Raw genomic sequence first — 8,905 nt, 5'->3', positions numbered from 1 at the left:
TTGTTTGGTCAGCTGGTTTTACTGTTGGCTTTGTTTGATCAGCTGGTTTTACAGCTGGCTTTGTTTGATCAGCTGGTTTTACTGCTGGCTTTGTTTGATCAGCTGGTTTTACTGCTGGCTTTGTTTGATCAGCTGGTTTTACTGCTGGCTTTGTTTGGTCAGCTGGTTTTACTGCTGGCTTTGTTTGATCAGCTGGTTTTACTGCTGGCTTTGTTTGGTCAGCTGGTTTTACTGCTTCTGGTGCCTTTGATGATAAGTATTGTGATTCTACATATCCTGTTACTCCATCAACTTTTACCTTAGTCCACTTTCCTGATTGTGAAAGAACTTCTACTTTATTTCCTTCAAATAATGTTTTTAGGTTATCTGAAGTTACTGCGTCTTTTGCTTTTACATATACTGATTTACAGTTAACATATGCATATACTTCTTTTGATTCATTGTGTTCTGGTGCTGGTTCTTTTGATGATAAGTATTGTGATTCTACATATCCTGTTACTCCATCAACTTTTACCTTAGTCCATTTTCCTGATTGTGAAAGAACTTCTACCTTATTTCCTCTTATTAATAATCCTAAATTCTTTGAGCTAGTATTTGCTTCTGATTTAAGATATACTGACTTACAGTTAACATATTCATATACTGTCTTTTGTTGTTGTTCATTCTTGATTTGACCTTCAATATCTTTTATCTTATTTTCAACATTCTTTATCTCATTCTTAATTTGTGGAATTTCATTTTCTATTTTACTTGCTGAAGCCTTATCCTTTTGTAGTTGGTTCTTCATATTATCTAATTTATTATTTAAATCTTTTAACTTACTCTTTTGTTCACTTAATTGTTTTTGTAAGCTTTGTATTTTTGTTGTTCCATTTGTATTTGATGTTGAACCTGTTCCATTGTTTTGTGTTGCTCCACTTGTACTTGATGATGAACTTGTTCCACTATTTTGTGTTGTTCCACTTACGCTTGATGATGAACCTGTTCCATTATTTTGTACTGTCCCACTTCCATTTGATGTTGAACCTGTTGAACTACTTGATGTTGAATTTGATGTAACATTTGAAGTTGTGAAGTTTCCACATTCTAAGTATTCACCAAATATATATCCTTTAACTCCGTTTACAGATACTCTGAACCAATCTCCAGCTTTACCTGTAACTCTAACTTGTGTTCCATTTGTTAATGTTGTTTCTACCTTAGCTCCCATTGATGGTGCTGTTCTAACATTTACAACTGATGATACATTTATTACTTGTGCATTTCTATTCATTCTAACAACATTATTTGCACTAGCATCTATTATATCGTAAACATTAGCTTTATTTATATATCCTACAGCTCCTGTTTCTTCAACTTGAACTTTAATAAGATTTCCTTGTTGTCCTAAGATGTGTAGCATTTCTCCAACTGAAACATATCCTGATACTGCTTTAGCTTGTGTATTTGAATATAAAACTAAATTTCCGTTCCCGTTAATTACGCATGCATATCCTGATACATTTGTATTTGCTAATAAATTAACATCTTGTACTTGTGTTGTACTTGATGATACTTGGTGAGCTGATTCAGCTTTAGCAATTCCTGCTCCTCCAAAGATTAATGTTGTTGCTGCTAATAATCCTATAATTTTTCTTTTGTTCATAATTTTCTCCTCCAAACTATGCCTATGTAAATTTCATAATTTTTCTAAAAATCCTTATAGTAAAATTTTATAGCAGCTTGATTAATTTGTAAAATAACTATTAATTTGTTATTCATACCTAAATAATATAAATAGTAAATATTCTTCCTATAGATAAAAAAACATTCACTAACTTTATAAAATAGTAGCTATTTTATCAATACAATATTTTGAAATATAGGAATATGATAAAAAATTTTTTTGTTCATAAACTTTCCTCAATTCAAAAAAACAATAATAAAGTATTAACTTTATTAATATTTCATTAATTTCATTAATTAAAATCAATTTTAATTTTTATATTAATTTACATAAAATGGATAAAATCAAATATAAAATTATATTTTTTATTTACTCTCCATCTATTTTATTACTTTTATTTACATAAATTAGTTATTTAAGATATTTTATTTTTATTTAAAACTATAAAAATAAAAAAGACTATTATGGAAATAGTCTTTTTTTATTGTCTATAAAATTCTATTATATTTTATTATCAAAATAATCTTTAAATTGAGGTAAATAATCCTTATGAGCTTCTAATAATTCATCTAAAACAACTTTAGCAACCTTATCTGAAGTTGTTAATGGATTTGTTGTTAATGCTAATAATGCTTTTCCATAATCCCCTTCAATCGCTGCTTCTATTGTTAATCTCTCAAATGTTTTTATTTCTTGTATAAGTCCATTAATACCTATAGGTAATTCACCAATATTTAAAGGTTTTGGACCATCCTTAGTAATTATACTTGAAATCTCAACAACTGAATCATTTGGTATACCTTGAATAGCTCCATTGTTTCTCACATCAACTGCTTGAATATCTCTTGTATCATTATAGATAGAAGTTATTAATCTACAAGCTGCATCACTATAATATGCTCCTCCCCTCTTTTCAAGTTGTGGAGGCTTTATTGAAAGGTTTGGATCTTTATAAAGTTCAAATAATTCTTTTTCAACTTTCTTAACTACCTCAGCTCTAGCTTGACCTTTTTTAAATTCTTCAATCTCATCATTAAGCATTTCTTGTTTTTGATAATAATACTTGTGATATGGACAAGGCATTACTCCTAAGGCTTCTATAAATTCAGGTACCCAATTAAAATCTTTAACATTTTTAACTATTTGACCAAGTCTGCCTTCACTAATTCCTTTTACAACTTCCTTTGTAACATTTTCACCATCTACATACATATTTAGTCCATAAACCATATGATTAAGACCAGCAAAATCTACTCTCACTCTACTATGATCTACATTCATAATACTAGCAACAGCTTTTTCCATTCCTATTGGAACATTACAAAGGCCTATAACTTTTTTATTTCTACCATATCTCACTATAGCTTCTGTCACCATTCCAGCTGGATTAGTAAAATTTATCATCCAGGCATTAGGACAAAGTTCTGACATATCTTTATCTATATCTAAAAGTACTGGAATAGTTCTAAATGCTTTAAGCATCCCACCAGCACCATTAGTCTCTTGACCAAGCATGCCATGTTTAAGTGGTATACTCTCATCTTTAACTCTAGCATCTAAAAGACCAACCCTTATTTGAGTAGTTACAAAATCAGCATCTACTAAAGCTTCTCTTCTATTAAAACTTAAGTGAACTTGCATAGGAATTCCTGCTTTTTCAACCATTCTCTTTGCTAAATTTCCTACTATCTCTAGTTTTTCTCTACCCTCTTCAATATCAACAAGCCATAATTCTCTTACAGGAAGTTTATCATATCTTTTTATAAATCCTTCTACTAGTTCTGGAGTATATGATGATCCACCACCAATAGTGACTATCTTTATACCATTTTTCATAGTTCTCCTACCCTTTTAAATTAATTACTTTTTAGTTTTAAATCCAAACTTGCTCCAAGGTTTTATATAATCAAGTAAAAATACTTCTTCTTCAACTATATGCCCAACAACATTTGTCTTTCCATGATTTTTCATATCTTTTAATGCAACTTGAAGTTCTCCAGCATATCTTGAATAAAGATCTGAATCTATTAAAATATCTCCCCTTTTTATATCAGGAGTATTATATGCTGGGAATGCTGTTCCTTTATATTTAACTCTACTTTGAGTACTTCTAGCCATATATTCCGAATTATCTCCTCTATTAAAGTGGAATTCATCTAAAACTATTGTCTTTTCAATATCTCTAATTTCATCATTTAATTCCACAGTAAATTCAAGCATTTCTTTATTTAATTCACTAAGAGCTTTTAATTCTTCTTCTGAAGCAAAAGAATTAGCTATAATAACATCATCAATAAGTCCTGTTGCAAATAAATGTTTAGCTTGTACAGTTATTGGAAGTTCTCTATGTTCTTCTAAAGTACAAAGCCCTTCTGATACTGGCCATGGACCATATTTTGCTGTAGGTGAATTAACAAAAGCAGCTGTTCTAATTCCAAGCTCTTTAAATTGCTTACTACATTTAATAAAGTGCTCATATGATAGTCCAGTATATACATGTGGATAGAAATTATGACATCCATAAATATTTTCAAGATTTGCTTCATATGAAAGTATATTATCTACATACTTAGTTCCATTACTTACATTAAGCTCTATTTTTAATCCATGTTTATTAAATGACATTATTGACTCTTCATTTCCACTAAAGCCCATATCTAATCTTATTCCTGAAAGACCCATATTCTTAAATACAGATAAATCTGTTATTGAAGCATTAAGCTTCTTAAATACTGTTGGATCTAAATCTGCAATAACTTCCATTCCCTTTTTATTAGCAACATCAACCATTTCCTTAAATTCTGCTACTATTTCTCCTACTTCTTTATCAGCAGCTGATAAAAGACAAGTAAAAATTCTTTTAAAACCATACTTTGCAGCAAGTTCTATATATTTTATGTTCTCCTCAATTGATGTATGATTTGGATATACTGATATTCCTAATCTTTTCATTAATAAATCCCCCTAAATTATTGTATTATAATTTTTTCTTATATATATAATATGCACCCTTAGCAGGTGAAACATCTTCATCTATAAATGAAACAATATCTACTTTTTCTTTTAAATAACTTTCAAACGAATTTCTAAGTATTTGAGACTTTTTAATAACTCCCCCAACAAGACCTACAGAACATTTTTCAAATCCAAGCTTTGAATACACTTGTCTAGTGCATTCCGCTAAATCTCTTCCTTCTTTTCTCATAATATTACAAGCTTTTTTATTACCATTTTCAGCAAACTGTGAAACTATTGGCGCAAGTTTTGCAATCTCATCTTTACTAGATGAATATACAAATCCTACTATCTCATCTACCTTAGTAAATCCTAAAGTTTTTAATATAGCTTTTGACATATCTCCAAGCTCTAAATCATTATCATGTTCATATATCATTTGCTTTAAACTATCAATTGAAATTTTATAAGCAGACCCCTCATCTCCTAAAAGATGTCCCCATCCACCTGATTTCCATTGTCTTTCTCCATTAATTCCAAAAGAAATTGAACCTGTACCTGCTATTGTTAATATTCCATCTTCACCTTTAAGTAAAGCCTTTAAAGCAAGTTCACTATCATTCATTACAATAGATTCTACTTCTAATTCTCTTTTAAGAGTTTCATAAACTATCTTAGCATTATCTCCGATTTCACAACCTGCAAGTCCTAAATATAAGCCTTTAAAATTACTTCTTCCAAGCTCATCAAATATTCCTCTTACCCCATTTATAATATTACTAAGAGCCTCTTCTTTTCCATTTCCTAAATGTCCAAAGCCAGTTAAAACTGAAAGTATTTTATTACCTTCTAAATCATAAGCTACAGTTTCTGTCTTAGTTCCTCCACCATCAACACCTATAACATAATCCATAATATATAACCCCCTATTAAATTAGATAAGTTTATACATATCTATACAATAAACTCTAATGGTATCCACTAGAGTTTATTATAAAAATATACTATTAAGATATTCTTGAATATAATTCAACTATTTCAGTAGCAAGATCTTTAACTGTAATAGATGTCATTAAATGATCTTGCGCATGCACTAATAATAGTGATACTTCTGCCTTATTTCCAGCAGCCTCATTTTGTATTAGATTTGTTTGTGAATGATGAGCTTCACCTAATTGTTCTGCTGCTTTATTTATTAAAGCTTTTGCTTCTTCAATTTTTCCTTCTTTAGCAAGTTGAATTCCTTCCATACAAAAACTTCTAGCTTCTCCACTATACATTATTAAATTCATAATTATTTCTTCCATAAAAAAACTCCCCTTTTTACCATAAATTTATTGTTTATTTTCCATTAAATCTAAAGCATATTTAAGTACCTTATCACCATTCATAGTTCCATAATCAACAGTACTTATAACACTAACGGGTACTCCTTCTAAACTAAATCTATCTTTTAATTTATTAAATAAAAATCTTACTTGTGGTCCTAATAATAAAACATCAAAGTCTCTATCATAATCATTTAATTCCGATTCAGCTACTGCATTAATAGTACAATCTATTCCTAGCTCTTTTGCTGATACCTTCATTTTAGAAACAAGTAAAGAAGTAGACATCCCTGCTGAACAAACTAATAATATTTTCTTCATCCCCATTCCTCCTAAATATTATTAATCTTATTTATATACTATTATTAAAAGCAATTTTCATGCCAATTAAAAATTGCTATTTATTTTCTAGATAATCACTCAAAACTTACTATAAAATCTAATTTTTATATACATTTTTTAAATTTAATTCTATACTTTCGTAGAAAAAAATATATACACATATATACACATAAAAAATAAATCTTACTTAAATAACAAAAAGAGTAACCCATATCATGAGTTACTCCTTTTTAAATCTATAAATTAAGAAGCAGTTAATTTAAGACTTACATTAATCTTTTTACCATCTCTAAGCACTGTTAGATTAACTACATCATTTTCTTTTGCTTTTGATTTAAGTTCATTTAATTCTGCTACTGTTTTTACTCTTGTTCCATTATACTCTGTGATAAGATCTCCAATTTTTAATCCTGCTTTTTCTGCTGGACTAAATTCACTTATTCCTTGAATATAAATACCTTCTTCTAAGTTATTCCTTTTAGCTGTTTCCTCATTAACATCTCTAGCAGTAATACCTATATTTAATATTGGTTTAGATAAAGAATCTAACTTTTCTTTTACTACATTTATAGGTATAGAGAATCCAATTCCTTCAATTTCTTCTCCAACTTTTTTAGCAGTATTTATTCCTATAACTTCACCATTAGCATTTATAAGAGGACCTCCACTATTTCCAGGATTTATAGCTGCATCAGTTTGTATAAATTCCTCAACGTTATCCTTTGATCCACTTATGCTAAGTTTTCTATTAGGTGAACTAATAATTCCCTTAGTAATAGTTTCACTAAATTCTTTTCCTAAAGGATTTCCTATTGCTATAACATCTTCACCTGCAACAGCTTTAGATGAATCACCAAGCTTTGCTACACCTGGCATTTTTATATTATCAGTTATTTGAAGAACTGCTATATCAGCATTTGCATCATAATTAACAACCTTCGCATTCACTTCTTTACCATCACTTAAAATAACTTTAACTTCTTGAGCTCCATTAATTACATGATAATTAGTTACCACGCGTCCTTCTTCACTTATTATAAAACCTGAACCTATACCATCCTGTTCTCTTATAGCATTAAAATAAGTATCTTTAACTAAACTCTTTGTTGAAACTCCTACAACTGCTGGAGAAACCATTTTAACAACTTCTGCTGTAGTCATAGTACCATCATTTTTAAATTTAGGAGCCTCTTCAACATCTTTAGAAACTGTAGTCTCTTCCTTGGTATTATCTTTCATTGCTGAGTAAACCCCAAATCCTCCAAGACCTCCACCAATTAAAGAACAAGTTAAAGCTATAGCTACTGTACCTAAAGCACCTTTTCTAGAGATTTTTTTCTTTACATCATAGTCTTTTTGATTATTTGGCTCTTCATATTGATTATAATCATCATCTTGAACATCTTCTACTTTATAATCATCATTTTCTATACCAAAATAAACATTATTTTCATTTCTCTTATCATCTCTATTGTTAAACTCTCCCATAATTACCTCCTAAATTTCCTTTAATATAATGATAATAAATCAATATGGCATATATATGGCACAAATATTTACATTTTGTTAAGAGTTTAAACTTTTTTTGTCTAAATTATTATTAATTATATATTTTACTGATTCTAATAATAATTCTGGTTTTTCCAAAGGAATTATTTCTGAATCCATATTACTATCTATAACTTTAGTTAAGTTTTCATTTCCAAGTTCTTTAAGTTTAATCTGAGCTTCTTTATTATTCTCAGTAGTAATTAATACGTAAGGAATATTTTTAAACATTCCCTTTTCTTGACTATTACTTGATTTATTTAATATATTTTCAAGTTCTCCATAACAAGCTTTATTAAATTTACTTGATCCTCTTAACATATTATAGTTATTATAATCTTCTTCAGATAAATACTTTTCTAAATTCTTTGGTTTATTTAGACCTATATACTTATCAATTAAGCTATTTACTCCTAAATATGAACCATATACTTCAAATTTCTTTTTAAGCTTATCTTTCTTAAAGGAATTATAATATTTATTATTGCCTAAATACTCTTCATTTATAGGCGATATTAGAATTACTCCTTCGACAAGTTCTGGATAAAGTTTAGCGAAATTTGTCACAACAGTTGATCCATATCCATTTCCAACAAATATATAAGGTCCACTTAAACCTACCTTCCTTAAAATTAGTTTAAGCTTTTTAGCCTGTTCTTCTGGAGTTAAAGTTTCAGAAAAATCAGACATACCAAACCCTGCTCTATCATAAGCAAATGTTTTAAGTCCGTATTCCTCTTCTATAACTTCTCTAGTTTTATTCCATTCATCTATTCCCATTCCACTATTAGATTCAAATATAATAGTAGGACTTTCTTTCCCATTCAAACTATAATAAAACTTTTTATTATCAATACTCACATACTTATTATTAAAAACCAACTTTTTACTATTGCTACTATTTATTAATAATTGTGCTATGCCCCCTACAGAAAATATTAATAATATAACAACTAAAACTATTTTAAATATATTCTTAAACTTCTTCTTTTTACTAGGCTTTTTACCTATAAAACTATTTGAATATGAAATAAAACTCATTATTTAATTTTTCCCCCATTTATTA

8 protein-coding genes are annotated in these 8,905 nt (G+C 28.7%); all 8 read right to left on the bottom strand.

The window, feature by feature from the left end; translation table 11 throughout:
* Positions 1-1,645, bottom strand: a 1,645-nt coding sequence (locus tag BN8917_RS14745; RefSeq protein WP_159426729.1) for an SH3 domain-containing protein, incomplete at its 3' end; no start/stop codon positions are given.
* Positions 1,646-2,167: 522 nt separating this feature from the next.
* Complete coding sequence (locus tag BN8917_RS05575; RefSeq protein WP_066871710.1) at positions 2,168-3,502, bottom strand: 6-phospho-beta-glucosidase; 1,335 nt, start codon at positions 3,500-3,502, stop codon at positions 2,168-2,170.
* A 24-nt stretch (positions 3,503-3,526) separates the two neighbouring features.
* The gene (locus tag BN8917_RS05570) at positions 3,527-4,618 is read right to left on the bottom strand and encodes a DUF871 domain-containing protein (RefSeq protein ID WP_066871708.1); all 1,092 of its coding nucleotides are present in this window, start codon (positions 4,616-4,618) and stop codon (positions 3,527-3,529) included.
* Positions 4,619-4,643: 25 nt separating this feature from the next.
* The gene (locus tag BN8917_RS05565) at positions 4,644-5,534 is read right to left on the bottom strand and encodes an N-acetylglucosamine kinase (RefSeq protein ID WP_066871705.1); all 891 of its coding nucleotides are present in this window, start codon (positions 5,532-5,534) and stop codon (positions 4,644-4,646) included.
* 94 nt (positions 5,535-5,628) lie between these two features.
* Complete coding sequence (locus tag BN8917_RS05560; RefSeq protein WP_066871703.1) at positions 5,629-5,928, bottom strand: PTS sugar transporter subunit IIA; 300 nt, start codon at positions 5,926-5,928, stop codon at positions 5,629-5,631.
* A 27-nt stretch (positions 5,929-5,955) separates the two neighbouring features.
* Positions 5,956-6,270: a PTS sugar transporter subunit IIB gene (locus BN8917_RS05555; protein ID WP_066871700.1), complete on the bottom strand. Its 315-nt coding sequence runs from the start codon at positions 6,268-6,270 to the stop codon at positions 5,956-5,958.
* 264 nt (positions 6,271-6,534) lie between these two features.
* Positions 6,535-7,779 carry a S1C family serine protease gene (locus BN8917_RS05550; RefSeq protein ID WP_066871697.1) on the bottom strand — a complete coding sequence of 415 codons (1,245 nt, stop codon included), beginning with the start codon at positions 7,777-7,779 and terminating at the stop codon, positions 6,535-6,537.
* A gap of 78 nt (positions 7,780-7,857) precedes the next feature.
* Positions 7,858-8,880, bottom strand: coding sequence for an alpha/beta fold hydrolase (locus BN8917_RS05545; RefSeq protein ID WP_066871694.1), 1,023 nt, complete (start codon positions 8,878-8,880; stop codon positions 7,858-7,860).
* Positions 8,881-8,905 lie beyond the last annotated feature (25 nt).

The sequence above is a fragment of the Clostridium mediterraneense genome (genome assembly GCF_900091705.1).
In the GTDB taxonomy this organism is placed as follows: Bacteria; Bacillota; Clostridia; order Clostridiales; family Clostridiaceae; genus Sarcina; species Sarcina mediterraneense.
The sequence above is the reverse complement of the archived record's forward strand: the minus strand, read 5'-3'. Positions and strand labels throughout refer to the sequence as shown.

What these genes read in the sequence shown, in the direction of transcription:
- BN8917_RS05575 (WP_066871710.1), bottom strand. Translation starts at nt 3,502, where the DNA reads ATGAAAAATGGTATAAAGATAGTCACTATTGGTGGTGGATCATCATAT.
- BN8917_RS05570 (WP_066871708.1), bottom strand. Translation starts at nt 4,618, where the DNA reads ATGAAAAGATTAGGAATATCAGTATATCCAAATCATACATCAATTGAG.
- BN8917_RS05565 (WP_066871705.1), bottom strand. Translation starts at nt 5,534, where the DNA reads ATGGATTATGTTATAGGTGTTGATGGTGGAGGAACTAAGACAGAAACT.
- BN8917_RS05560 (WP_066871703.1), bottom strand. Translation starts at nt 5,928, where the DNA reads ATGGAAGAAATAATTATGAATTTAATAATGTATAGTGGAGAAGCTAGA.
- BN8917_RS05555 (WP_066871700.1), bottom strand. Translation starts at nt 6,270, where the DNA reads ATGAAGAAAATATTATTAGTTTGTTCAGCAGGGATGTCTACTTCTTTA.
- BN8917_RS05550 (WP_066871697.1), bottom strand. Translation starts at nt 7,779, where the DNA reads ATGGGAGAGTTTAACAATAGAGATGATAAGAGAAATGAAAATAATGTT.
- BN8917_RS05545 (WP_066871694.1), bottom strand. Translation starts at nt 8,880, where the DNA reads ATGAGTTTTATTTCATATTCAAATAGTTTTATAGGTAAAAAGCCTAGT.